General features: G+C 62.8%; 18 protein-coding genes and 1 pseudogene. 13 read left to right on the plus strand and 6 right to left on the minus strand.

Annotation, left to right across the window (positions count from 1 at the left end; translation table 11 throughout):
- The first annotated feature begins 331 nt into the window (after window positions 1-331).
- The 12 genes from QSJ95_RS12390 (at window position 332) to QSJ95_RS32995 (ending at window position 14,550) form a co-directional block, all read left to right on the plus strand.
- On the plus strand, window positions 332-3,013 hold the full coding sequence (locus QSJ95_RS12390; protein WP_285642686.1) for a TonB-dependent receptor: 2,682 nt from the start codon (window positions 332-334) through the stop codon (window positions 3,011-3,013).
- Between the two features lie 51 nt (window positions 3,014-3,064).
- Window positions 3,065-3,736 (plus strand): class II aldolase/adducin family protein, encoded by a 672-nt coding sequence (locus QSJ95_RS12395; protein WP_064583486.1) that lies wholly within the window; start codon window positions 3,065-3,067, stop codon window positions 3,734-3,736.
- Complete coding sequence (locus tag QSJ95_RS12400) at window positions 3,733-4,587, plus strand: transporter substrate-binding domain-containing protein (protein ID WP_285642690.1); 855 nt, start codon at window positions 3,733-3,735, stop codon at window positions 4,585-4,587. Before QSJ95_RS12395 ends, QSJ95_RS12400 begins: the two co-directional genes overlap by 4 nt.
- The gene (locus QSJ95_RS12405; protein WP_285642691.1) at window positions 4,584-5,309 is read left to right on the plus strand and encodes an amino acid ABC transporter permease; all 726 of its coding nucleotides are present in this window, start codon (window positions 4,584-4,586) and stop codon (window positions 5,307-5,309) included. Before QSJ95_RS12400 ends, QSJ95_RS12405 begins: the two co-directional genes overlap by 4 nt.
- Window positions 5,306-6,091: an amino acid ABC transporter permease gene (locus tag QSJ95_RS12410; protein ID WP_285642692.1), complete on the plus strand. Its 786-nt coding sequence runs from the start codon at window positions 5,306-5,308 to the stop codon at window positions 6,089-6,091. The genes QSJ95_RS12405 and QSJ95_RS12410 overlap by 4 nt, the downstream gene beginning before the upstream one ends.
- Window positions 6,088-6,819, plus strand: a complete 732-nt coding sequence (locus tag QSJ95_RS12415; RefSeq protein WP_285642694.1) for an amino acid ABC transporter ATP-binding protein — start codon at window positions 6,088-6,090, stop codon at window positions 6,817-6,819. The genes QSJ95_RS12410 and QSJ95_RS12415 overlap by 4 nt, the downstream gene beginning before the upstream one ends.
- Window position 6,820: 1 nt before the next feature.
- A complete protein-coding gene (metC, locus tag QSJ95_RS12420) occupies window positions 6,821-7,999 on the plus strand; it encodes a cystathionine beta-lyase (protein WP_285642696.1) in 1,179 nt (392 codons plus the stop codon).
- Between the two features lie 80 nt (window positions 8,000-8,079).
- Window positions 8,080-9,141, plus strand: coding sequence for an ABC transporter substrate-binding protein (locus QSJ95_RS12425; protein WP_285642698.1), 1,062 nt, complete (start codon window positions 8,080-8,082; stop codon window positions 9,139-9,141).
- A gap of 82 nt (window positions 9,142-9,223) precedes the next feature.
- Window positions 9,224-11,536, plus strand: a complete 2,313-nt coding sequence (locus QSJ95_RS12430; protein ID WP_285642701.1) for a TonB-dependent receptor — start codon at window positions 9,224-9,226, stop codon at window positions 11,534-11,536.
- Window position 11,537: 1 nt separating this feature from the next.
- Window positions 11,538-12,794, plus strand: coding sequence for a dipeptidase (locus tag QSJ95_RS12435; RefSeq protein WP_285642703.1), 1,257 nt, complete (start codon window positions 11,538-11,540; stop codon window positions 12,792-12,794).
- A gap of 186 nt (window positions 12,795-12,980) precedes the next feature.
- A complete protein-coding gene (locus tag QSJ95_RS12440) occupies window positions 12,981-13,415 on the plus strand; it encodes a GNAT family N-acetyltransferase (RefSeq protein ID WP_285642705.1) in 435 nt (144 codons plus the stop codon).
- Window positions 13,416-14,190: 775 nt separating this feature from the next.
- Entirely contained in the window at window positions 14,191-14,550 is a 360-nt protein-coding gene (locus tag QSJ95_RS32995) for a DUF7079 family protein (RefSeq protein WP_488428303.1), read from the plus strand.
- Window positions 14,551-14,686: 136 nt separating this feature from the next.
- On the opposite strand, the gene QSJ95_RS12445 is transcribed toward QSJ95_RS32995, so the two are convergent.
- The 5 genes from QSJ95_RS12445 to QSJ95_RS12465 all read right to left on the minus strand — a co-directional run bounded on the left by QSJ95_RS12445 (window position 14,687) and on the right by QSJ95_RS12465 (window position 21,031).
- Entirely contained in the window at window positions 14,687-15,700 is a 1,014-nt protein-coding gene (locus QSJ95_RS12445) for a hypothetical protein (RefSeq protein ID WP_285642706.1), read from the minus strand.
- A 531-nt stretch (window positions 15,701-16,231) separates the two neighbouring features.
- Window positions 16,232-18,229 carry a DUF3732 domain-containing protein gene (locus QSJ95_RS12450; protein ID WP_285642708.1) on the minus strand — a complete coding sequence of 666 codons (1,998 nt, stop codon included), beginning with the start codon at window positions 18,227-18,229 and terminating at the stop codon, window positions 16,232-16,234.
- Entirely contained in the window at window positions 18,213-18,719 is a 507-nt protein-coding gene (locus QSJ95_RS12455) for a three component ABC system middle component (RefSeq protein WP_058070131.1), read from the minus strand. The genes QSJ95_RS12450 and QSJ95_RS12455 overlap by 17 nt, the downstream gene beginning before the upstream one ends.
- Window positions 18,716-19,921 (minus strand): ABC-three component system protein, encoded by a 1,206-nt coding sequence (locus tag QSJ95_RS12460; RefSeq protein WP_285642713.1) that lies wholly within the window; start codon window positions 19,919-19,921, stop codon window positions 18,716-18,718. Before QSJ95_RS12460 ends, QSJ95_RS12455 begins: the two co-directional genes overlap by 4 nt.
- Window positions 19,922-20,194: 273 nt before the next feature.
- Window positions 20,195-21,031, minus strand: a complete 837-nt coding sequence (locus tag QSJ95_RS12465) for a PhzF family phenazine biosynthesis protein (RefSeq protein ID WP_285642715.1) — start codon at window positions 21,029-21,031, stop codon at window positions 20,195-20,197.
- A 347-nt stretch (window positions 21,032-21,378) separates the two neighbouring features.
- Here QSJ95_RS12465 and QSJ95_RS12470 point away from each other — a divergent pair, with 347 nt between their 5' ends.
- Complete coding sequence (locus tag QSJ95_RS12470) at window positions 21,379-22,491, plus strand: hypothetical protein (RefSeq protein ID WP_285642717.1); 1,113 nt, start codon at window positions 21,379-21,381, stop codon at window positions 22,489-22,491.
- Between the two features lie 426 nt (window positions 22,492-22,917).
- Here QSJ95_RS12470 and QSJ95_RS12475 read toward each other — a convergent pair.
- Window positions 22,918-24,204: pseudogene (locus tag QSJ95_RS12475) on the minus strand (tyrosine-type recombinase/integrase); the annotation flags it as partial.
- Window positions 24,205-24,251: the final 47 nt, after the last annotated feature.

Here is a 24,251-nt window from a genome sequence, read left to right on the forward strand (position 1 = left end):
TTCAACATCGCGGCTTCTTGCCGTTCTCATCCCCTGAGCAACTCCCGAAGGGTATTTTCAGTTTTTCCTTAGAACTTTTTATTTTCAGCTTATGGCCTATGAAATCTCCCGAACGCCCTATCCAGACGACTCCGCAAAAAGTGCCCCGTGTAATAAGGAAGGCAAAATCCCGGCTTTACGAAAAGTTTGGTAGTGCAGCGAAAACGATCTAAATGCCTGCTGAAAATTCCCCACCGAAGTTGCTCAACCAGTGCAGAAACCGAAACACGGTACGGCGCGGCGCCGCACAGACCGCCCGGCCGAATCACTTGCACGCACTGGAGCACTTCGAATGCTGGACAAGGGGATCATCAGGGGGATCGGCGCCTGCACGCTGGCACTGGCCGGCGCACTGGCCACCGGCGCCGTATTGGCGCAGGAAGGCTCGCCGGCGGTACAGGAACGCATCACGCAGTTCGATCTGGAAGCCGGGCCACTGGCCGATACGCTGCTGAACATTTCGCGCCTGACCGGACAACCGATTTCCTTCGACCAGGCACTGGTCCAGGGTTATCGCAGCCCGGCCATCCACGGCGCGCTCAGCCGTGACCAGGCACTCGCGGCGGCACTGCGCGACAGTGGGCTGAGCTATTCGCGCATCGCCGGTGGCGCGGTGCTGATTCACCGCAGCGAGGCGCCGCAAGCGAGCACATCGACGGCGGCTGCGCCGCAACTGAAGACGGTCACCGTGATCGGCAGCCGGCGCAGCGACCTGGCGGCGCTCGATGCGCCGGCGCCGGTGGACATTCTCAGCGCCCAGCAGATCCAGGCGGTGGGCAGCAGCAACCTGGCGAAGGTGCTGGAAACCCTGGTGCCCTCGGTGAACTTCCCGCAGATCAACGGCACCGACGGAGTCTCCTCGCAGCGCCCGGCAACCCTCCGCGGCCTGGCCGCCGACCAGGTGCTGGTACTGGTCAACGGCAAGCGCCGGCACGCCTCGGCCTTCGTCAACACCAAGGCAACGCTCGGGCGCGGTTCCCAGGCGGTGGACCTGTCGACCATCCAGGTCAGCGCCATCGACCACATCGAGGTCCTGCGCGATGGCGCCTCGGCGCAGTATGGCTCGGACGCCATCGCCGGGGTCATCAACATAGTGCTGCGCCAGGACGACCATGGCGGCGACCTGCAGGGCAGCCTGGGCCAGTACACCAAGGGCGACGGCTTCACCCGCACCGTCAGCGGCCTCAAGGGATTCACCCTGCCCGCCGATGGCTTCCTCACCCTCAACGCCGAAGGCACCCGCCAGGAACGCACCTCGGTGGGCGGCAGCGACAGCCGCCAGTTCTACCCCGCCGGCGACCCGCGCGAGGCCAGCGCCGACCGCGACTGGCGCTATGGCTCGCCGGGCCTGGGCGACTTCAAGGTGGGCGCCAACACCGGCTTCTCCCTCAACGACCAGCTCGAAGCCTACGGCTTCGCCACCTACCAGGACCGCACCACGCATTCCCAGGCGCTGTTCCGCCGGCCGGTGGACCCGAACAACCTGCCCGAGGTCTACCCCAACGGTTTCCTGCCGTTGCTCGACGTGCGTTCGCGCGACGGCGCCGCGACCGCCGGGCTGAAGTTCGACGACGAACGCCTGGGCAGCTTCGACCTCAGCGCCACCTACGGGCAGAACCGCATCGAGTACCAGGTCGGCGACAGCCTCAACGCCAGCCTCGGCAGCACCAGCCCGCACGATTTCGACGCCGGCACCCTGGTCAACGAGCAGACCAGCCTGTCCCTCGACCACGTGAAGAACTTCAGCGTCGGCTATGCCGACAACCCGCTGGTGTTCTCCAGCGGCCTGGCCTGGCGCAAGGAGGACTACCAGGTGATCGCAGGCGACACCGCGTCCTGGATCCACGGCAGCGCCAACAGCAAGGCCGCCGGTTCGCAGGGCTTCCCGGGCATCCAGGACAGCGACGAGGGGCGCTACTCGCGCCACGTGTTCGGCGGCTACCTGGGCCTGGAGCAGCAACTCACCGAGCAGCTGCAACTGGGCGTGGCCGGGCGCAGCGAGCACTACGACGACTTCGGCACCACCACCACCGGCAAACTCTCGGCACGCTTCGACTTCACACCCCGGATCGGCCTGCGCGGCACCCTCAGCAGCGGCTACCGCGCACCGACCCTCGGGCAGATCGGCACCTCCGCCACCACCACCGACTTCCACCCGGGCGACCCCACCGCCTACCAGGTCGGCACCCTCAGCGTCGACCGCCCGGTGGCGCGCGCCCTCGGCGCCAGCGACCTGAAGCCGGAGAAGTCCACCAACCTGTCCCTCGGCCTGGTGCTGCGCCCGCTGGACAACGCCTCGCTGAGCATCGATGCCTACGACATCCGCATCAAGGACCGTATCGCCCTGTCCGAGACGCTCACCGGGCCGCAGGTCAGCAGTATCCTCAACGCCGCCGGCTACGGTTCCTACACCGGGGTCAGCTTCTTCACCAACGCCCTGGACACCAACACTCATGGCGTCGACCTCAACGGCAGCTACCGCCTCGACCTGGCGGACGCCTCGACCCTGACCTTCAACGGCGGCCTCAACTGGAGCAAGACCGAGGTCACCCACGTCAAGGCCAACCCCGGCGCGCTGGCCGGCACCGGCATCGTGCTGATCAACCGCGAAGCGCTCAGCTACGTCGAAAGCGCCAGTCCGCAGAGCAAGCTGATCCTCGGCCTGGACTACCGCAAGGGCGACTGGCAGGCCGCCGCCAGCGCCATCCGCTACGGCAAGTACAGCCTGGACTCCAACAACGGTCCGCAATACGACCAGACCTTCTCCGCACAGTGGGTCGCCAACGCCAGCCTGTCCTACCACCTGACCCAGGCCTTCAAGCTCACCGTCGGCGGCAACAACCTGTTCGACAGCTACCCGGACAAGCTGCTGCTCGCCAACCGCTCCGCCGGCGGCATCGTCGAATACCCGAACATCGCCCCGGCCGGTGCCGAAGGCGCCTTCTACTACGTGCAGGCCGACTACAGCTTCTGACCGCCCCCGGCGGGCGCCGCCACGGCGCCCGCTCCCAACCGGAGAATCCCCATGAGCCAGCCTTCCCCTTTCGACGCGGTGCACTTCGTCCAGCAATTCGAGCGCGAGGTCGCCGAAGCCCGCCAACTGCTGCTGGACAGCCAGTCGCTGCGCCCCGGCGCCGCGGGCAACATCAGCCTGCGCCTGCCCGGCGGGCAGCGCCTGGCCATCGCCGCCTTCAATGGCCCGCAGGTGGGCGCCGCCCTGCTGCTGGACTTCGACCTGGGCAACCCCCAGGGCACCCTCAGCGACAACCTGCGCGAAGTCGCTGCGCTGCACGTGGCCATCTACCGCGAGCGTCCCCGGGCCAACGCCATCATCCACACCCACTCGCCGTACCTCTCGGCCTTTGCCATCGCCCGCCGGCCGCTGCCGGCCCACAGCAACGCGCTGCTCTTCGCCATCGCAGAGGACCAGGCCATCCCGGTCGCCGACTGGGGCCCGCGCTACTCCGCCGAACCGGTAGTCGCGGCGCTGCGCGAGCAGCCCTGGACCCCGGCGGTGCTGCTGGCCAACCATGGCCCCTTCGCCTGGGCCGAAGGCGGCGTACTGGCAGCCACCCGGCTGCTGGTCAACCTGGAGGAAACCGCCTACCTGAGCTTCCTCGCCGAGCAACTCGGCGGTGCGCAACGCTTCCCGGCCGGCGCCGCGCAGCGGGTGCGCCAGGGCTGGAGCGCGGCATGAAGGCACTCCCCCGCCGCCTCGCCGGGTTCCCCGTGGCGCTGGCCCTGCTCGCGGCCGGCGCCACGGCGCACACCGAGCCGCTGCTGCAGCACGCCCTGGAGCGCGGCAGCCTGAACATCTGCACCGCCGACGAGTTCCCGCCGTTCAAGCGCTACGACAAGGACGGCCAGGCCAGCGGGCTGATCCAGGACCTGATCCTCGACCTGCACCAGCGCCTGGCGGCCCAGGTCGGCCAGCCGCTGAAGCTGCAGCTGGTCCAGGTCACGCCACTGAATCGCCTGCTGTTCCTCAACCAGGGCCGCTGCGAACTGCTGGTGACCTCGCTGCTCGACACCCCGGCGCGGCGCCGCGAGGTGGATTTCGTCAGCCCCGGCTACTACAGCTCCGCCGCCACTGTGTTCGCCCCGCGCAGTACGCGCATCGACAGCTGGGAAGCACTGCGCGGCAAGACCCTCTGCGCGCCCCTGACCAGCGTCTGGGTTCGCCCCTACGAAGCGCGCTACGGCATCGAGTTCGTCTCCTTCGGCGGCCTGCCGGAGATGCGCAAGGCGCTGCTCGATGGCCGCTGCCTGGGCGCCCTGGGCGACGACGTGCTGTACCGCTCGCTGGCGCAGGAGCCGGGCTGGCAGGACTTCGAGGTCAAGCTGCCGGGCCAGGACCCGGCGCCCTGGGGCATAGCCCTGCGCAAGGAGCAGCCGGCGCTGCGCGACGCCGTCGCCGCGATAGTCCGCGACTGGCACGCCTCCGGGCGCATCGTCGCCCTGGAGCAGCACTACCACCTGCCGCCCAACCCCTGGGTCGCCGAACAGCGCGCGCACTACGCCCAGCCCCAGCCGGCGAGCCAGCCATGATCGACAGCCTGCTTCACTGGTTCGGCCAGCAGGACCTGCTGGCCGCCTTCGCCGACCCGCTCGATCGCCAGCGCTACCTCGCCGGCTTCGGCTACACCCTGCTGCTGGCCGCCGGCAGCAGCCTGCTCGCGCTGCTGCTGGGGGTGGCCGGCGCGCTGCTCGCCGCAACGCCCTGGCGCGGTGCGCGACTGGCGGTGCGGGTGTATGTCGAGGCCATGCGCAACACCCCGCTGCTGGTGCAACTGTTCCTCCTCTACTTCGGCGTTGGCGCACTGCTGCCGCTCGACAGTGCCGGCGAGCACCTGCTCGGACGTACCGCCTGGGCGATCATCGCCATCGGCCTGCACTACGGCGCCTTCCAGGTCGAGGCTCTGCGCGCGGCGCTCGACAGCGTTCCCGTCGCCACCCTGGAAGCTGCCCGCGCCCTCGGCCTGCAAGGTCGCGAACTGCACCGCCGGATCATCCTGCCGCTGGCCCTGCGCCAAGCGCTGCCGGAGTTGGGCAACACCAGCGTACAGATCGTCAAGGCCACTGCCGTGGCCTATGCCATCGCCGTGCCGGAGCTGCTCTACGCGGCCAACCGCCTGTGGGCCGACAACGGCAACGTCGCGCAGATGATGCCGGTGCTGCTGCTCAGCTACCTGCTGCTGGTGCTCGCGGTGACCTGGTTGCAGCGCCGGCTGGAACGGCATTTCCGCATCCCCGGCGAGGTGCGCGCATGAGCGCCCTGAGCGTGGCCCGCCCCTGCCCTTCCCGGTACCTCGGCTGGCGTCCGGCAGCACTGGCCGTGGTCCTGGCCGCGCTGCTGTGGCTGGCCTGGCCCTATTTCGACGCGGCACGCCTGCTGCTGGCGTGGACGCCGTCGCTGCTCGGCGGCGCAGCCCTGAACCTGCTGATGGGGCTGGTGGCCATGGCCCTGGCCAGCGTCATCGGCAGCACCCTGGGCCTGCTCCAGCTCGGCCGTGGCTCCGGCGCGCGCCTGGCCGCGCTGCTGACCCGCAGCCTGCGCGCCCTGCCCTGGCTGGTGGTGATGTTCTACGTCGCCTACCTGCTGCCCTTCGAGGTGCGTCTGGGTGGCCGCTGGGTGCAGTTGCCCGACTGGCTGAAGGCCGCCGTCGGCCTGGCGCTGCCCGCCTCGGGCTACGTCTCGGAGTTCGTCCGCGGCGCCCTGCTGGCGATTCCTGCCAGCCAGTGGGAGGCCGCCGCAGCCCTGGCCCTGGGCCGCTTCCAGCGCCTGCGCTGGGTGATCCTGCCGCAGGCCCTGCGCGCCCTGCTGCCGCCGGCCATGAACCTGTTCTGCAGCCTGCTGATGTCCACCTCGCTGGCCAACCTGCTGGGCGTGGAAGAACTGATGACCCGCCTGCAGATGCACCTGAGCAGCGAGACCCGGCCGGACCTGCTGCTGCCGGCCTACCTCTACGCCTTCCTGGTGTTCTTCCTCTGCGTCTACCCCCTCTCCCGCTGGTCACGCCGGCTGGAACAGCGCTGGAGCCCGCCCCGATGAGCCACCCGCAAATCCGCGTGCGCGACCTGTACAAGGCCTACGCCGGGCAGCCCGTGCTGCAAGGCATGTCCCTGGACGTGCAACGCGGCGAAATCGCCTGCCTGATCGGCCCCTCGGGCTCGGGCAAGTCCACCCTGCTGCGCACCCTCAACGGCCTGACGCCGATCGACGCGGGCAGCATCGAGGTCTGCGGCCTGGCGGTGAACGCCGGCACCGACCCGCGCGCCCTGCGCCGGCACATCGGCATGGTGTTCCAGAGCTACAACCTGTTCCCCCACCTGAGCGTGCTGCAGAACATCACCCTGGCGCCGCTGCGGGTGCTCGGCGAGCAGCGCACCGAGGTCGAGGCGCGGGCCCGCGAGCTGCTGGCGAAGGTCAACCTCCACGGCAAGGAGAACGCCTATCCGGCGCAGCTCTCCGGCGGCCAGCAGCAACGCGTGGCCATTGCCCGCAGCCTGGCGATGCGCCCGGACGTGATGCTGTTCGACGAGGTGACCGCGGCGCTCGACCCGGAGACGGTCAAGGAAGTCCTGGCGACCATCCGCGCGGTGGCCGCCAGCGGCATGACCTGCCTGATCGTCACCCACGAAATGCGCTTCGCCCGCGAGATCGCCGACACCCTCTACTTCACCGACGGCGGGCGCATCGTCGAACAAGGCGCACCCGCCGAGCTGTTCGGCAACCCCCGTGATCCGCGCACCCAGCGCTTCCTCGACCGAGTCCTGTGACATGAACGATAAACGCCGCAACACCTGGCGGCCGGACACCCAGCTGACCCACCTGGGGCGCGACCCGGCCAGCCACCAAGGCACGGTGAACATCCCGGTGTACCGTGCCTCGACCTTCATCTGGGACTCCCCGGAAGTGCTCGAGGACTACCGCCACCACGGCCAGGAGCCGGACTACCGCGGGCACCTCTACGGGCGCAACGGCAACCCCACCACTGCCGCCTTCGAAGACGCCGTGGCCGAACTGGAGGGCGGCTTCCGCGGACTGGTCATGCCCTCGGGGCTGGCCGCCATCGTCGGCGCGGTACTGGCAGTGGCGCGCAGCGGCGAGCATGTCCTGGTGACCGCCAACTGCTACTGGCACGCGCGCCAGGTGTTCGACAGCCTGCTACCGCGCTACGGCATCGAGGTGAGCTACTTCGAGCCCATGGCGGGCGAAGCGATCGCCGAGCTGATCCGCCCGCAGACCCGCGCGCTCTACCTCGAAGCACCCGGCTCGAACACCTTCGAAGTGCAGGACGTGCCGGGCCTGGCGCGCCTCGCCCACGCCCACGGCCTGGCCGTGCTGCTCGACAACACCTGGGCCACGCCGTTGTTCTTCAAGACCTTCGAGCATGGCGTGGACATCTCCATCCACGCCGCCACCAAGTACCTGGTCGGCCATTCCGACGCCATGCTCGGGATGCTGGTGACCACCCGAGACTGGTTCGTGCCGGTGCGCAACCTGGTGCGCGAGATGGGCTATATCGCCAGCGCCGACGACGCCTACCTCGGCCTGCGCGGCCTGCGCACCCTCGGCGTGCGCCTGCGCCAGCACGAGCGCTCGGCCCTGGCCGTGGCGCACTGGCTGCAAGGGCGCCCGGAAGTCGAGCGGGTGCTGCACCCGGCGCTGCCCGAACACCCCGGCCACGCCTTCTGGAAGCGCGACTTCCGCGGCGCCTCCGGGCTTTTTGGCGTGGTCCTCAAGGCCCGGCCCCAGGCCGCGGTGGATGCCTTCCTGGCCCGTCTCACGCTGTTCGCCCAGGGCGCCAGCTGGGGTGGCTACGAAAGCCTGGTCCGCCAGCAGTCGCCACGCGAACCGGGACCGGCCGAACGCCTGCTGCGCCTGCACGTCGGCCTGGAGGCCGTGGAGGACCTGTTGGCCGACCTGGCCCAGGCCTTCGAGGCGCTAACCCCCTAGCCACCACGAAACCGACACAAACGACAACAGGCGGACAACCGGCCTGCCGTTCATAGCCCCCGATGAATCAGGAGTTGTCCATGACCACGCCCCACCCCACCGAAGCCCTGTACACCCTCTGCCCCCTGCCGATCGCCTCGAACATCGCGGTCGAACTGGGCTGGCTGGACGAAGAGTTCCAGCGCGTCGGCGCCCGGGCGCGCTACCTGCGCTCGCTGCCCGACAACCAGGGCTGGCTGCCGCATTTCCGCCACTCCCGCGACGACCTGATCCGCGACGGCGGCGCGGTGCCCGCGCTCTGGGCCCGCGCCGACCTCAGCGACACCCTGCTGGTGGCCAGCACCGCCAGCCAGCGGCCGGGGCAGATCCTGGTCCGCGCCGGCGCCGGCATCCGCCGGGTGGCACAGCTGGCCGGACGCAAGGTCGGCGTACCGCGCAGCGCCAACCGCGAGCGCATCGACGTGCTCAATGCGCTGGCCGAGCAGACCCTGCACTACAGCCTGGAACTGGCCGGACTCGACCGTGAGGAAGTACAGGTGGTGGAGTTCGAAGACCACGGCGACCCGCGCGAACTGCAGCCGGCGCAGCGCCCCGCCGCGCTCTGGGCACAACTGCGTGAACATCACCAGGCCGCTGCTGCGGTGCAGGCGCTGGCCGACGGCGCTATCGACGCCCTGGTGGTGCAGGCCTGGCAGGCTCCCGGCCTGCTCCAGGACGGTCGCTTCACCGTCATAGAGGACCTCGACCGCTACCCGGACTGGACGCTGAAGAACATCAATGGCCCCCATGCCACCGTGGTCAGCCGCCGTCTCGCCGAAGAACATCCCGAAGTGGTGGTGGCCTTCCTCCGCGCGGCGATCCGCGCCGGACGCTGGATCAACGCCAACCCGCAGGCGGCCGCCGAACTCCTGCCACGCTTCAGCGTCCTGCGTAGCGCAGCCCAGGCCCGGCAATGGCTGGCCGGCCTGGACCTGGTCCCGCAACTGGGTGCGCGCAACCTCGCCGCCCTGGAACTGAAGAAAGACTTCCTGCACCAGCGCGGCTACCTGCGCCACGACTTCCGCGTCAGCGACTGGGCCGACGGGCGCTTCCTCGCCCAGGCCCTGGACGAACTGGACGAGCACGCCACCACGCGCCACTGACACCCCAGGAAACCCACCGCCTCCGGCCAGCCCCGCTGGGCCGGACGGCTTCCCTCAGCCCAAGGAAAGACAAGGCCGATCGATGAAAGCTCTGGCACCACAACGGAAGTTCCCCACCCGCTACCCTCTGCTAGGCAGCCTGCTGCTCGGTGCGCTCACCTGCGCCACGGCCCAGGCAGAGGAAGACGACACCCGCCTGGAACAGGTCCAGGTGGTCGGCGCACGCGTCACCGAGGCGAGCCTGGCCACCGGTGTCGACCACATCAGCAATACCCAGTCCATCTCCCACCAGGCGCTGCTCTCGGCGCCGGCCGGCACCTCCGGGCTGAAGATGCTGGAGTCGCTGGCCGGGTTCAACGTGCAGGTCAACGATCCCCTCGGGCTCTACGAGTTCGGCAACTCGGTGTTCGTCCGCGCCTTCAATTTCCAGCAGATCGGTTTCTCCATCGACGGCGTGCCGCTGGGGCGCAGCGACCAGTTCGGCGGCAGCCCGATCTACCGCTACGTGGACAACGAGAATACCGAGCGGGTGACCGCCTCCACCGGCGCCGGCGACGTATCCCAGCCCGGCTACGCCTCGCTCGGTCCCTACGTCGACTATCAGACACTGATGCCCGCCAGCGAGGCCGGCATCAGCACCTCCTACAGCCTCGGCAGCGACGCCTTGCGACGCAGCTTCGTCAAGCTGGAGAGCGGCGAGCACGATGGCCTTTCGGCCTACCTCAGCCGCTCGAAGATCGATGGCGACCTCTGGCGCGGCCCCGGCACCATCGACCGCGAACACGTCGAGGCCAAGGTCCGCTACCGCTTCGGCGAAGGCCATGAGCTGAGCCTGCGCAGCATCTACAACGACTTCTACGACTACGACTCGCCCTACGTCACCCTGGCCCAGTACCAGGGTTCGGCGGCCGATCCGTTCGGCCGTTCCGGGCGCGATTTCCCGTACATCGACTACCTGCCGAAGCTGCCGCAGACAGCCCCCGGCGTTCCCTTCAGCAACACCGCCTACAACCAGTACTACAAGCAGGCGACCAACCAGCGCCGCGACAACCTGACCACCCTGCGCGGCAGCTTCGCCCTGACGCCGGACCTGCGCAGCGTCAGCAGCCTCTACTACGAGGGCAAGCGCGGCTACGGGGTATCTCCCGAGGCCTACGCCACCTCCACGACGCTGCACAACGCCGAGGCCGGCAGCGTGGCCGGCCTGTTCGATCCGCTTGGCGTGCAATACGGGCTGTCGAAGATCAGCGGGCACCGCTATGGCCTCAGCCAGGCCCTGCAATGGCAGCTCGGCGAGCATTTCCTCGAGGCCGGCGCCTGGATCGAGAAAGACGTGTTCAATCGCCTGCAGGCCCGCTACAACCTCACCGACGGCAGCCCGGCCGGCCAGCCACTGCTGGACCAGCCCGTACACCTGCAAGGCGACTTCACCTCCACCCGCGACTCGCTGCAACTCGACCTCAAGGACACCTGGTCGCTGCTCGACGACCGCCTGCGCCTGCAATACGGTTTCAAGCGCCTCGACCTGGATTACCGCATCGAGGGCCAGCGCAACGCCGGCGACTACATCGCCGGGCGCCAGCCGCGCCTGTCGACCTCCTGGAAGGATGACTTCCTGCCCCAGGCCGGCCTGGTCTACGACCTGGACGGCCGCTCGCAGCTGTTCGCCTCCTACTCCGAGAACATGGCCCTGCCGCGCGGCGCCGACGACGTCTACCGCGCCGCCAGCCCCAACGCTCCCGCGCCGGAGGCCGAACGGGCGAAGAACTACGAGGTCGGCTACCGCTTCAACCGGCCGACATTCAACGCCTCCCTGGCCTTCTACCGGACCGTCTTCGACAACCGCCTGCAGGCCTTCGCCGCGCCGGTGCCCGGCAGCAGCCAGGCGGAGACCTACTACCAGAACGTCGGCCGCGCCGTCGCCTACGGCAGCGAGCTCAGCGGCCAATGGAAGCCGCCGCTGCCCGGCGGCGGACTGGTGATCAACGGCAACCTGACCTACAACGTCGCCCACTTCAAGGACGATGCCGGCGGCCTGCAACTGAGCGGCAACACCCTGCCGGACAGCCCACGCTGGCTGGCGCAGGCCGGCGCCACCTATGAAATCACCCCCTGGGCGGTGGCCAACTTCACCGCGCGCTACATCGACTCGCGCTACAGCAACTTCACCAATACCGAGTCCATCGGCGGCTACACGCTGTACAGCGCCTACCTTGACCTGGGCGGACGGCAGTGGGGCGGCGGGCCGCTGAAGAGCGTCAAGCTGCGCTTCAACATCGACAACCTGTTCGACAAGAACTACCTCGGCTTCATCCTCACCAGCCCCGACGGCCCGGCGCTGTTCCGCCCCGGCCCGCCCCGCAGCTTCCAGACCACCCTCAGCGCGGAGTTCTGATATGCCTCCGCCGATCCTGTACCGGCTGCTCGCCGGCACTCTGATGGCCTGCTGCGCAGCAACGAGCACCCAGGCCGCGGAGGGGGTTTCCGCCACGGCCCTGGCCCTGCACCAGCGCCTGCTGGTGCTGGACAGCCACCTGGACACACCCATCCAGCTGTCCCGCCCCGGCTGGGACATCCTGCAACGCCACGACACGCTCACCGACGGCAGCCAGGTCGACCTGCCGCGCATGCAGCAAGGCGGCCTGGACGGCGGCTTCTGGGCCATCTATACGCCCCAGGGCCCGCGTACCGACGAAGGCCGCGCCCAAGCCAGCGCCTATGGCCTGGCCACGCTGACGCGCATCCGCGACCTGGTCGCCCGCCATTCGGCGCAGTTCGCGCTCGCCACGACGGCCGCGGACGCTCGCGCCATTGCCGCCCAGGGCAAGCGCGTGGTGTTCATCAGCATGGAGAATGCCGACCCGCTCAGCTCCGACCCCGGCCTGCTCTGCACCTACTACCGGCAGGGCCTGCGTATGCTCGGCCTGGTGCACTTCGCCAACAACGAACTGGCCGACTCGGCCACCGCCCTGCCCGAGTGGCACGGCCTCAGCGCCAAGGGCCGCGACCTGGCGCAGCGTGCTGCACGCCTGGGCTTGCTGCTGGACGTCTCGCACGCCTCGGACGCGGTCTTCGACCAGTTGCTGGCCAGCTCGTCGGCGCCGCTGATCGCATCGCACTCCAGCAGCCGAGCAGTCAACCGCCACCCGCGCAACCTCGACGATGCGCGCCTGCGCCGGCTGGCAGCCAAGGGCGGGGTGATCCAGGTGAACACCTACAGCGACTACCTCATCCCGCTGAAGGCGGAGCCCGAGCGCGAACGCGCGCGCCTGCAGTTCTACGCGCGCTACCGGAACATGGCCGCGCTGAGCCCCGAACAGGTCCAGCAGCTCTATGCCGACATCCGCGAGGTCGATCGCAAGTACCAGCACCCGCGCGCCGATTTCGAGGTGTTCATGCAGCACCTGCTGCACATCCTTCAGGTGGTCGGCCCGGAACATGTCGGCATAGGCGCGGATTGGGATGGCGGTGGCGGCGTGACAGGCCTGGAGGACGTCAGCCAGTTGCCGAAGATCACCCAGCGCCTGCTCGACGCTGGCTACAGTGAACAGGACCTGGCCAACATCTGGAGCGGCAACCTGCTCCGCGTACTCGACCAGGCACAGCGGGCGGCTGACCCGGCCGCAGTGGCGGCCTGTTTGGAAGGTAGATGAAGCGGGTACTGCGCGGTCGGTTGCAACCGGGCAGAAGCTGTCAGATACCGAGGGGCGCAGTGGTCGGGATTGCTGTTTATTTTTGCTGCCGCTAGCCTCACAAAAATTCAATAGCACGAATCAAGGGCATGCCGACATATAGCAGCGCTTGATGAAAGGTATTAGTACAGACCGAGAAAAGCGAGTATGAATGTACGCCCGGCGACCGATAATGACCAAGCTGCTCTTTTTGACGTGCATCGGGCTGCCTTCCAGGGCCACATCGAGAAAATATGGGGCTGGGATGAAAGTTGGCAGCTCTCAAATTTTGCAGCAGAGTTCGCACGTGCAGCCACTTCGGTTATTGAAACCAATGGCCAGATTATTGGATATGTCCAGATCCTGGACGAGGACGATCGAATCTACGTTCAGAACATCGCTCTTTCACGAGAGTCCCAAGGTAATGGTATCGGCACCCAAATTCTAAAGGAGCTCCAGTTGGCCGCCGCGACCCGAAAGGTGCCCTTGCAATTGAGCGTTTTCCGAACGAATCCATTGGCGCAGAAGCTCTATGAACGTCTGGGCTTTCGCCGAACGGGTGAAACCAGGACGCATATCAAGATGTCTTGGGTAGCGACCTGAGCAGACGCCTTGGGCAGCTAACGGCTGTTTGTTACCTGTCACGCCCAATAGCTCTGGCTCGGTAGCTGTCGCTGACAAATAACGGCCATCGGCGGTGAATTCAAGCGATGAAAGCGAAAGCTGGTGTCATTTCGACGCGATGGACGAGCATCATCTAGACATATGGCAATCTTGGTTTGGGCAGCAAGGCCTGAGCCATCTAATCTCCTGAGAAACATCATCGTTAAGGGATTGCGCGGAGGCGTAGCTATGGATGGCCAACCCGGATGGTCCTTCAAGGAGTTCTTGGCGGGTACCCAACCTTTATGGAGGTCGCTCTGGCTCTTCTACTTGCCATGCATGGCATTAGGAGTGGGGACTACAGCCCTGGTACTCGCTTTCTGGGGAGCCACTGAGCAGGGAATGCAGGCCCTGGTGTGGCTCGTCACTATGCCTGTATCCATTGGGCCGCCTGTTGTAGCGATTTCCTCGCTTTTGCCTCTCACACTAGCGTTGACTGCAGGGTCGATTGGGGTATGGAGATGCGCGCCAAATGCTAGTACCAAAACTACTTCGACCATTGCTCGCTACCTCATAGTGCTTATAGCGGCCTGGGCACTCCTAAAAATCACGCGGGCAGCATACGGATTGATGCACATTTGGTGAGACGATCATCAAGTCCTCCTTCATCATCGTCAGCCTCCACCCAATAGCGGACGTTTGCTAGGCGCTGCGTCCAGCGTCCTTCAGATATCCTGTCTCTCACCTGCAAAGCATCCATTTGAGAGCGAGTCGTGTGCCCACGATTGACCAAAGACGCCTGAAAGTATGGCAAGCCCTTTCCGAACTGTTCCTGGACACCGAAATCGATGGCAGGACTTTCGCCTACGTGGCGCAGGCCGTCACGGACAGCGGATACTCACTGGGAGACATTCAAACCATCCTCTGGGGAGAGGTTTTCCCAGTCCTTGAGGCGAACTTGCGAAGCATCACTGGCGAATGGGCGGGGTGGACGGATGATTGGCTACTGGAGCATCTCAATGTGTACGAAGGGCCCGTACCCCCAGCGAGAGTTGGCAGCGTTGCCGCAGAAATCAGCCGTTGCTGGAAAGAGGTAGCGTCCCGGCTCCCATCCACGCTTCATTCATCTCCCTGAACCCAAAATCTGTTTGGGCCGGAAGCGGACGCTGGCCAAGGTCAGACATCAACCCGACACAGACGTTGATACTCAAGGGTAAGCCCCAATACTGAGCGAGGCTCGGGCGCGTGACGTTATCCGCGAGTCTCTCCGGCTATGATGATGGTCCTTGCCCGATGGCGCGTAGCAACTCTAGATCGAAGCCTGTTTTCAGACCTGTGACCCAGGAGCCCTGGGCCGCGAACGGGCAAAGCAGTTGCCTGTCACCATGGCGCACAATATTGAATTTCTGCTCGTAAAGGACCTTGCCAGTCTGGCCGGAGAGCAAACGCAACACGGCCCCCTTCTCCAGTCGGCGCGCTTGCAGGATAGGGCTATCGACTCTGGGAGGCTGGTTCGCCCAATCGCTGCCCTGTTGCGGATGGGGTTCGAGGAAGGCGTTCCTGGCTTCCTCGCTGAGCGTGTAGTGCTGCATGCTGGGCAATGACAGATAGGGCTCCTCTGTAGTGAGCCGAGGGTCGATATCTAGCGTAACCACCGTCCCTGGCGCGAGCAGCGGGGTGCCCACTCGGGTCAAAGGCATACGGCAATATTCGGCCCGGGTGAAAACCATGGATGGCGACAGAAAAGAGTCACGTTCCTGATCATTGGCCCAGGCGTTCTGCCGCAGATGCAGCACGCTTCCTGCGAGCACGAACAGCCCGGCGAACGGCAGTAGGGTCTTCGCGCCGAAGGCCGTGATCAGGCCTGCGCGGTTGGCTGCTGCGATGCTCAGCAGGCCCAGCGAAATCAACCAGGCCAGGGCACCCCATCCCCAACTCAGAACAGGAAGGACCAGCATTGAGCCCTCGTCCCTGAAGACACCCTTGAACGCTGGGAGAGTACATGCCAAGGCAAGCATCGGAAGGATTGTCCAGCGTGGCGAGCGCCCTGAAATGAGCATCAGTGCTGCGGCGCAAAAGAACAGGTTCGCGTACGCCGCCCAGCCTCCTACCGCCCAGCCGAACAGGATTCCGAAGAACAGAATCTCAATGCCCCAGTATGGTCTGGCTTGTGAGGCGACCATGAATCCCGGCAAGGCCAGCGACAGGCACCACGCGGCGCAGGCGACCAGTGTCAGGGAATAGGCAAAGTTCGGTGAGGCATGCACTGCGCTGGGCTTGGTCAAAGCGGTAGATCCTTCTATCCGTGATAGCTATTGGTCGTAGAATCTACTGCCCGAAGAGAAGGAGGACAACAGGCCAGGATGTTGCTCTGCGGAGCCGAATAAAGCTCAGCCCAAGGCGTCTTCGCCTGCTAGAACAGGTGCTAGGGTTTTGTATTTTCAAACAGGAGGAAACAGAGCCAGGTCAATGACTGCTTCTGGCCGAAGCTCTGTAAAAAAGTTCGCTCAAATTCGAAGTTCACGTTGCTACGTAAAATTTCTGGAGATCTTCCAGGTGACCTGGCTGGAATTCGCGAGGAAGCGCGAAATTTGCTCACTTTTTTGAGTAGCCCCATTCTCGAAAACGTTTTTACACGGTCAGGGCCGATAGCGAACCATGGTTCGTTTTTCAAAGATGAACCTTGGCCATGATCGTCTACAAGGCAGCTATCGGCCAGAAGCGGACTGTTGCCCAGTAAATAAATCTGTCCCCTTTTCCAATCTGATTAACACCTAAGCCAGTTGTGCCCGAGCAACACAACTGGCCACGTGTACTTACGCTAAGTCATTGTGACGGTGGATCCAGTGGGCAGGGATGAGTCCGTCGTCCTTGCTCTGCCACGCCGCTACGGGCACGGTGTCAGCGACCTGTCCCCAGATGTCCGGGCCAGCATGTTCAAGGACAATGATCTGAATGAAATGGCCTGCACGCTTGAGGCCTTCAGCCAAGACTTCGAAGATTCGGCGCGTGGCAACGACATCCGCTGGCCGGGCTTGATTCACCGCTTCGAAACCCGCATCCAGTGCGTTGATGCCACCGGTATTGCTTGGGAAATAGACCTGGCTCGGCTGGTCGATCACGATGAAGCTGAAAGGCGGGAGCCTGCGATTCTCTTCCTTCGACAAGTATTCATGGATCCCGAGGAACGTCGCGATGTGATAACCCATCCAGTTCGCACCACTGCCGATTTCCCAGAGGTAATCCCGCTGGCCGTGAGAATCGAAACGAAGCGTGAGCTCTTTTCTGTCCAGATAAATCTCAGCGCCAGGCGTTCCGTTCAAGCCGAACTGATCCGCATAGCCCTCGAACATCGGGGCCAACTGGGCATCCACCTTGCGCTCTTGCTCAGCCATGTCGGTCAACGACATCTGGAAGTTGTAATGCCGAATCAGGCCTTCCAGCTCGGTCATGCGCTTCTTCAGACCTTCATCCGCTTCAGAGCCATCCAGTTGCTTGATCAGTCTGCTGATCTCACCCGCCACATAGTAGATCTGGCCAATGGCATTTCGGGTACGCTCATCCTCTTGGATCAAGCGCGCCTGCTCCCGCATCAAACGCGACAGCTCACGCTCCTCTTTGGCGCGCTGCCGTTTCAGCGTTGCCAGTTGCTTGTCGACGACGGGGTTGTCCTTGAGCGCGTCCGAAATCCGGGTAACCTTGTTGACTTTCTCTTCCAGGTTCTCGATCACCATAGGCAAGGCGTTGGTGAATGAGCCGCAGGCCACACAGTGCCCACCATCAGAGACGCTCTGCTTGAGCCAGTCGAGCCCAATGACATGGGACTTCTCAGTATCAATCGCTGCGACGAATTGCTTGCTGTTACGCGCCAGGTGGTCAAAGCCATCGATCTGGGCATCAAGTTCGTCAACGATACGTTGTTGCTTCCCAACTTCCTCGATGACCACCTTCAGCTTTTCTGAGATATGCAGTCGTTGAGGTTCCAGGAGTGTCTGCTCAAGCCGCCCTTCATGGGTAGCGATGACGACCTTTTTAAGCAGTTCGACTTTCTGAGCGCCCTGGGGGCTTGTGCGTTCAAGCAAGCCCAGCTGAATGCAGCGATCAAACAGTTGGTCGACGTCAGCGTAGTGGCTCGCCTTGGCCGCATCGTGGACTGCTAGCTGCTTACGCAGCCGATCCTGCTCGCGCTGCGCTTCATCCCGACGCCGTTCATTCATGATGTAGTTTGCATCCACCATACCGAGCGCGTAGGGCATGGCTCGCGTCAGGCGCTCCTTGTGAGCAAACGAGTCGGTTTTGAAGAACAGGGTGTTGGGGTTTGCCACGATGTGCTGAGGCAGGAAGTTGAACGCCGCCATGTCGCGGTAGGAGCTGCGGCGATCGAAGCTGGACGGCTCCTCCTCATCGGAGTGGGGGAGGTCACTGACCCGAACCATGCCATCAAAGGCGGCTTTGTACTGCCCCAAGGAGTGGGTACGGTAAACGGAGTTCGGGATCTGTTCATCGTCGACCTCCAGCATGCAAAGCTCGTTGGAGCCTTGGGAGTTTCCTGGAGTGCGTCGCGCTACGATGTAGGTGGTATCGAGAAGGCGGATTTTCATCCCGAACCACTCGACTGTGTCGCGGATTATACCGATTGGAATCTGGCACTTGGTCGCGCCCAGCACATAGTCAATGATGTGGACAATTGACGACTTGCCGGTGCCGCTCAGCCCATAAATGATGTTGATCTTCCCGTCTTGAAAGGGAATGACTCGTGGCTCCAAGCCAGGGCAGCGAGGCCAGAGGATGACTGCGTCAATCGTGAATTTCATTGGGAATCCCAAACAAGAGCTTGTACAGGTTTTCTGTCGTGTCGGTGGCAAACCACTTCGCCAGTTTCTCAGTGGTCTGCAGCATGGCCGCGGGGATGGTGCTCTTGATGCCTCGTGGCCAAGGATCGACCAGGACTTGGAAGCTGGTCTCACCTCCCTTGGGGCCGATCTTTCCAACCAAACGCGAAGAGACGGCGAGATTGAGCCCTTGTAGGGTGGTAGCCGCATGAGCGGACACCCTTCGCTGCAGATCAATTTTCAACACCGGGGTATCCCTGAGCACTGCACCCAAGGTGGAGCGGCTGGTGCGCTTGCTCAACGCGTCGCGTGAGCGCTGATTCCACACCAGCGGCAGCACCAACATCAGTTTCGGTAGATCCGGAGTTTGCCCGAGCCCTGCCTCTTGGTATTCGCCTATGAAGTGCGTCAGGAGAAAGCAGGCCAATGACGAGTTGTGGATCAATTGATGATCCAGATACACCTCACTCATGACTCATCCTCCGAGGTCGGTGCGTCACGGTGCCAATGGATGGGCGAGTGTGTTCCATCGGCGTTGGCCATCCTGTGATAGGTGCCGCTGAACAGGTACTGAGCCGTGGAGTTCACCCGTCCAACCTTCATGGGAAAGGTTTCTGGAAACAAGGTTTTTGTCATCACAGATCTGTAATCAGCAGTGTCGTAGTCATCTAGCGACGTCATATTGTCCAACTGGTGGCGGTCGTTGATCGCCTCCCAGCGATCACTGAGCACACGCTCAGCTACATCAAAGTCCTTGGCCAGAACTGCACCTGATTCCAGAAGGCGGATGCGCTCAGAGTAGGCGGCACAGTAGAAGCCAAATTGCTTCATCAGCAGGTCTTTCGGCATGTTGATTTTGTTGAGTTGTTCCACGAACAGCATGTCCGCAGGGTCGATTTTCTCAGCCCACTCTGCGAACTCGGTTTTCTCGAAGGGCAACGGTTCCCAAGGGCCATTCATGAACGCTTCAACGAGCGTTTGGCGCTTGTTGTAGTAAGGCTGAGCGGTCGTCCAGAAAGGCTTTCGGGCTACCCAGGTCTCTTGGCAACGGTCGAACAGGAAACCGACCAGACCATGGTAGATGTCCTCAGCATTCGCCACCGCGTCTTCCGGCAGGTGGAGAGAAGCGATCACACGCTGCTTCATCTGGGCATTGAGCTGGCCGTCCTCAATGGACATGTGCTCGATCAGAAATGCCAAGTCGGCGTCCGAGTAGGCGATGACATCCCGAGCGATCTCGCCAGGCTTGCCTGTCATGCCACCGGCATGCGTTCGAAGCGCAATGACCGCGTCTGCCACATCTTGCTTTGAAAAGGCATCAGAAAGCCGCATAGCCAGCGTGCCTTTCTTAAGCACGCGGTTCGTGACGAGGAGAAACTGCAATTCCTCATACTCTTTTCGAGCAGCCGCTAACCCGCTCAACCAGATGCGGAGTGTCTTCCACAGGTTTTTACTGCTGTCTTGCAGTGGGTTTTTGCGAGGTTGGACAGAGAGCTTCGCTTGCTCTGACACACGCCGAGAACCTGTCTCTGTCTGGCTGACCTCTTCAACATCATCAGCCGTTTCAATGCCGAACCTGGTCTGCGCGTTGGGTGCCGTGAAGATGCGGTACAGCGCGCGTTCGTACTGGTAGCCATACCCCGCTGCGCTGGAGCTAGCATCTGGATCCTTCATCCTTCTATCTCTCAGTCCATATCCGTTTAACGGCGGGGCCGAGCCCCCATTCCTCTTTCCATGGAGCAACGGGTACAGGAATGTACCGGCGAAGATGTCATTTGGCCATAATTTTGAGGGTGCTAAATCGCCCTTTGTTTGGTAGATACCTCAAGTGGCTGCAAAGGGTCGGTAGCGGCCCTTGGTCGAAGGCAGCAATCGGCCACAAGCAGACGCAGATTCGGATAAGCCCCCCGCTCTCCCTCACCTTCATAGTCCGTTCTGTCCGGCTCGTCAGAAGACAGCCTTTCCCGAAATACAGTGCTGTACTTCCCCACCCACCCAGATCGTCCCGTTGACGCCTTCGATCTGTAACCGACCTCGGCGCCCCATAACCGTACCCTGGCTGACCGTATACCGATCACGAAGGATGCCTGCGCCGACCAACCACTGAGCCAGTCCTGCATTGAGGCTTCCCGTGACCGGGTCCTCGTTGCATTCCTCCCCCATGAAAGTTCTGACCTCCACATCTGCTTCAGCCTCGAGTCCTGCCCAAGGAGCAATGACGCCGACATTCAGCCCCTGCAGTGCGGCGTAATCGGGTTTGATCGCCAGGATCTCATCACGACTGGCCAGCAACACTCCCGCCCAGCCAGGACCATTGTCCACCCATTGGCTAGCCAAGATCTGTCCCGCAGCAAGACCGAGCCCCTGCTCGATCTGATTCAGCGTCTTCGCGTCCAACGGGCCGCTGCGCAGCAGCGGTGGCGCTGAGAAAGCCAAATAACGACCCTGCTTGCGCACACGAATCAAGCCAGCCGAACACTCTTGAATGATCTCAACGTGCTCGCGGTTACCTTGCTGTTTCAACCATACCTCGCAACTCCCCAGGGTAGGGTGGCCGGCGAAGGGTAACTCCCGTAGCGGGGTAAAGATGCGTACGCGGTAATGCGCCTCTGGCGCTTCAGGTCTTAGCAGAAAAGTGGTTTCACTGAGTTGCGTCCAGCGGGCAAACGCCTGCATCTGCTCGGTTGTCAGCTCGTCGGCCCCCACTACTACGGCCAGCGCATTACCCTCGTAGGGACGCTCGGCAAATACATCGACCTGTTCGAATTGCAGACAAAACGGCATCAGACTTCCTGGGTAGCTATCGGCTGAACATCGCCAACTGGAGGGCGAGGCTAGTCGCTACGCGGAAACAATGGAAGGGTGCTCAGATCACGATACCGCCGAGGAAGGCGACTATCGGCCAAAAGCGATCAATCTGTCCTATAAATAAATCCGTCCCTTCGCAGGCAGGGATACTCTGGCGGCGAGCGTTGTCCCTGTGCGTCGGTGATGGACGTCGCTCGGAATGCCTGGGGTGCCTGTGAAGCGCCTCTAGGATTTTGAAATGCGACTACCCTTCAAGATCGTGGCGCCTGCCGTCCTGCGCCTCAGGAGAGTCACATAGTCCTTCTCCATTTTGGAGGCAACAGATGAATGCATGGCGCGCAACCTTTTTGTTTCTTTCGAGCTTTTTTCTAATGCAGTTAAGCTGGGCTCAAGGCAGCCCCTGTGACTCCATCCTGACGGATGGAACTATGGCAAGGGCCGACTATAGAACCAACACGGAGTTACGACGGCTCTTGCATTGGCGGTATGCCAGTCAAGACTTGAATAGTTCCACTAATGACACATCCTTTGGCGCAACCATTCCGATCAAAGGTGTACTGGTCGGAGCAGATTTTTCTGAGGCCGAGCAGTCCGACGTGCAGCGCGCCATTAGTAGCTCGCTCGACATGGAACTGATTAGAAACTACACGCTTTCGTACATGCTGACCTCTGGGGATCCGGTGATTGCGGATGCTTGGTCGACCTGCATGCTAAAGAACGCCGGGTTCTATATTTGGTTTGGGCCACGTAAAGGTGCAGTTACAACGGTTAATGTTGAGTTCCAATCGCCAAACGACCGTTATCAAGAGTTTAAGGTGTCAGAAGTTCAGTGGTCTCAGATTGAGATCAATGGGAGCAAGCGTGAGATGACGCCTATCAAGGGCAAATGCTTGGAGTCCGGTCGCAAGTATAAATCTGGTGATAAATGCTCGTTTGTGCTTGATACAGTTGAATCGTCAACTGGCCTGCTGCTTGTCGTTAATGGCATGCAATCCAGCTGGTGGCAGTTGTGGGGGGGGACGACTTACTCAGCGACTGCATTTCTGCCACCCAACATGAAATGGGTTCCCTCCAGCGATCGGCTCGTAACAACACTGCTGGATCCTCCCATTATTTCTTCTGAATCAATGCATTATTGGGAGAGAGGAGTTCGCCAACTACCCCGGGTATGCGTTGAGCGTTCGAAGGTTGGGGGCGATGCAGTAACGTTCATTAAGGCTACGGCCAAGTCCTGGGCATTTGAACATTGCAACGGTACGGATGGTTTTTGCGTAGGGAGCCCTGTAGATGTCTCAGACGAGAAATTTTGCTGGGGAGGGTCAATGAGAACTGACAAGAATGGAAACTCGTGTATTTGCAGGGTTGCCGCCGAGATTGAAGTAATTAAGTCTCGCTGGCAGCCGGTGAGCCTAAGCTCGGTTGCTGCTTCCAAGTAACTCCGTTGTTACTTAAACCGAGTGATTAACTTAACAGGCATGAACGAAGGCCTGAAAAGGATGCCACGTCTCTTAAGTTCGCTTGCTGTAAAGCGTGGCTTCGATCTCTCCAAGGCATGGCCCCGTAGCTATGAATCGTTCCAGGTTTCGTAGACGCTCAATAACTCAAATCGAGCTTAGGTAAACGTCCGCTTTTGGCCGATTGCTGCCGGTAACGACCGGCAGCTTAGGTTAGAAATAGCCGGTCAAAAAAGCCCAAACCAGCCAAAATTGCGCAAAAGCATTTGCGCAACTTTTAGCTCCTCGCACAGCCACCATCCGAGAAGTAATGAGCCTACCCCCTCAAAACTGAAGTTCGCGAGAGCGATGGAGCGACATCCCTGAAACGCTGTTCCCCATAGCAGCCATGACACTACCATCCAGAACCGGCATCCCGTCGATACGAATGGTCAGATGCCGGCTGGCAGCCTTCACCCTACCCTGCTCCAACAGATCGAGCCGATTGGCCCAGTCCTGCATCATCTTGCGCCGGGGCTCTACGTACTGGGCATGGTTGTACGTAGCACTCACCTTGTTGGGATCAGCATGGGAAAGCTGGGCGTCCACCCACACAGCGGGATAGCCAATCTCGTTGAGCGCCGTAGAAAGCGTGCCGCGTATCCCGTGCCCAGTGAGCAGATCCTTGTAGCCCATCCGCGTCAGCGCGGAATTCAGCGTGTTCTCACTGATCCGTTTCTTGAGGTCGCTACGGTGGCTCAGCAGATAGCGCTGGGCCGGCTTGACCTGGTCCAGCAGGTAACGAACGATCTCAATGGCCTGGGTAGGCAAGGGCACGATGTAGGGCGGAATATCCTGGATGCGCTTGCGGCGCCTGCGCATGCCCTCCTGCAGTTGCTTGACTACCTCAGGCGGGATGGTCCAGAGACCGCGCTCCAGATCAAATTGACCAGGCGTGGCCAACCGCAACTCACCCGTACGCACCCCCGTCAGCAACAGCAGGCGAATACCCAGCCGAGTGGTGAGGCTTCCCCGATAGTCGCGCAGCTTGCACAACAGTGCCGGCAATTCGGCTATGCGCAAAAAGGGATTATTGGCGACCAGGGGCTTGGGGACCGCAACCACGTCCAGGTCGGACGCCGGATTACCTTCTAGCCCCTCGACTTTCACCAGGGCGTAGCGGAACAGTTGCCGAAACCAGGTACGCACCTTTTCCGCAACCGTGAATGCCCTGCGCTGCTCGATCCGATCCAGCACATCCAGCAAGTCGGGACGACGGACGTTGTAGATGGACACCGAGCCCAATGTGGGGAGCACGTCCTTGCCAAAGATGCGCCGAATCTGCGAAAGCGTACTCTGCCGCCCTTCCTTGAGCTCCAATTCACGGTGGCCGAGCCACTGCCGATACACCGATTCGAAGCTGTTTTCCGCAGCCAGGCACACAGCCCGGAACTTCTGCTTGCGATCGATCTTGGGATTGATGCCTTTCGCCAGCAGCGCGCGCGCCTCGTCGCGCAACGCACGCGCCTCGAGAAGGCTGACCTCCGGATAGGTTCCGAAGGACATGCGCTGCTGCTTGGCAGCCCAGTAGTAGCGGAAATGCCAGGACCTGTTGCCCTTGGCGGACACGGCCAGTGACAGGCCGTCGAAATCAGGAAGGGTGTAGTCCTTGCCGGTAGCCCGGGCTTGCCGGACCACGATGTCTTTGAGTGCCATGACCTGGCTCCTGAAAGAGAGTCAGGACCAGATGCTTGTCTCGCCGA

The sequence above is a fragment of the Pseudomonas sp. NBRC 100443 genome (assembly GCF_030268185.1).
GTDB lineage: Bacteria > Pseudomonadota > Gammaproteobacteria > Pseudomonadales > Pseudomonadaceae > Pseudomonas > Pseudomonas citronellolis.

Excerpts from the sequence above, each read along its gene's own strand:
- QSJ95_RS12450 (WP_285642708.1), bottom strand. The coding sequence starts at position 18,229 with ATGAAATTCACGATTGACGCAGTCATCCTCTGGCCTCGCTGCCCTGGC.
- QSJ95_RS12425 (WP_285642698.1), top strand. The coding sequence starts at position 8,080 with ATGACCACGCCCCACCCCACCGAAGCCCTGTACACCCTCTGCCCCCTG.
- QSJ95_RS12440 (WP_285642705.1), top strand. The coding sequence starts at position 12,981 with ATGAATGTACGCCCGGCGACCGATAATGACCAAGCTGCTCTTTTTGAC.
- metC (WP_285642696.1), top strand. The coding sequence starts at position 6,821 with ATGAACGATAAACGCCGCAACACCTGGCGGCCGGACACCCAGCTGACC.
- QSJ95_RS12435 (WP_285642703.1), top strand. The coding sequence starts at position 11,538 with ATGCCTCCGCCGATCCTGTACCGGCTGCTCGCCGGCACTCTGATGGCC.
- QSJ95_RS12390 (WP_285642686.1), top strand. The coding sequence starts at position 332 with ATGCTGGACAAGGGGATCATCAGGGGGATCGGCGCCTGCACGCTGGCA.
- QSJ95_RS12460 (WP_285642713.1), bottom strand. The coding sequence starts at position 19,921 with ATGAAGGATCCAGATGCTAGCTCCAGCGCAGCGGGGTATGGCTACCAG.
- QSJ95_RS12415 (WP_285642694.1), top strand. The coding sequence starts at position 6,088 with ATGAGCCACCCGCAAATCCGCGTGCGCGACCTGTACAAGGCCTACGCC.
- QSJ95_RS12400 (WP_285642690.1), top strand. The coding sequence starts at position 3,733 with ATGAAGGCACTCCCCCGCCGCCTCGCCGGGTTCCCCGTGGCGCTGGCC.
- QSJ95_RS12470 (WP_285642717.1), top strand. The coding sequence starts at position 21,379 with ATGAATGCATGGCGCGCAACCTTTTTGTTTCTTTCGAGCTTTTTTCTA.
- QSJ95_RS12430 (WP_285642701.1), top strand. The coding sequence starts at position 9,224 with ATGAAAGCTCTGGCACCACAACGGAAGTTCCCCACCCGCTACCCTCTG.
- QSJ95_RS12465 (WP_285642715.1), bottom strand. The coding sequence starts at position 21,031 with ATGCCGTTTTGTCTGCAATTCGAACAGGTCGATGTATTTGCCGAGCGT.
- QSJ95_RS12395 (WP_064583486.1), top strand. The coding sequence starts at position 3,065 with ATGAGCCAGCCTTCCCCTTTCGACGCGGTGCACTTCGTCCAGCAATTC.
- QSJ95_RS12405 (WP_285642691.1), top strand. The coding sequence starts at position 4,584 with ATGATCGACAGCCTGCTTCACTGGTTCGGCCAGCAGGACCTGCTGGCC.
- QSJ95_RS12410 (WP_285642692.1), top strand. The coding sequence starts at position 5,306 with ATGAGCGCCCTGAGCGTGGCCCGCCCCTGCCCTTCCCGGTACCTCGGC.
- QSJ95_RS12455 (WP_058070131.1), bottom strand. The coding sequence starts at position 18,719 with ATGAGTGAGGTGTATCTGGATCATCAATTGATCCACAACTCGTCATTG.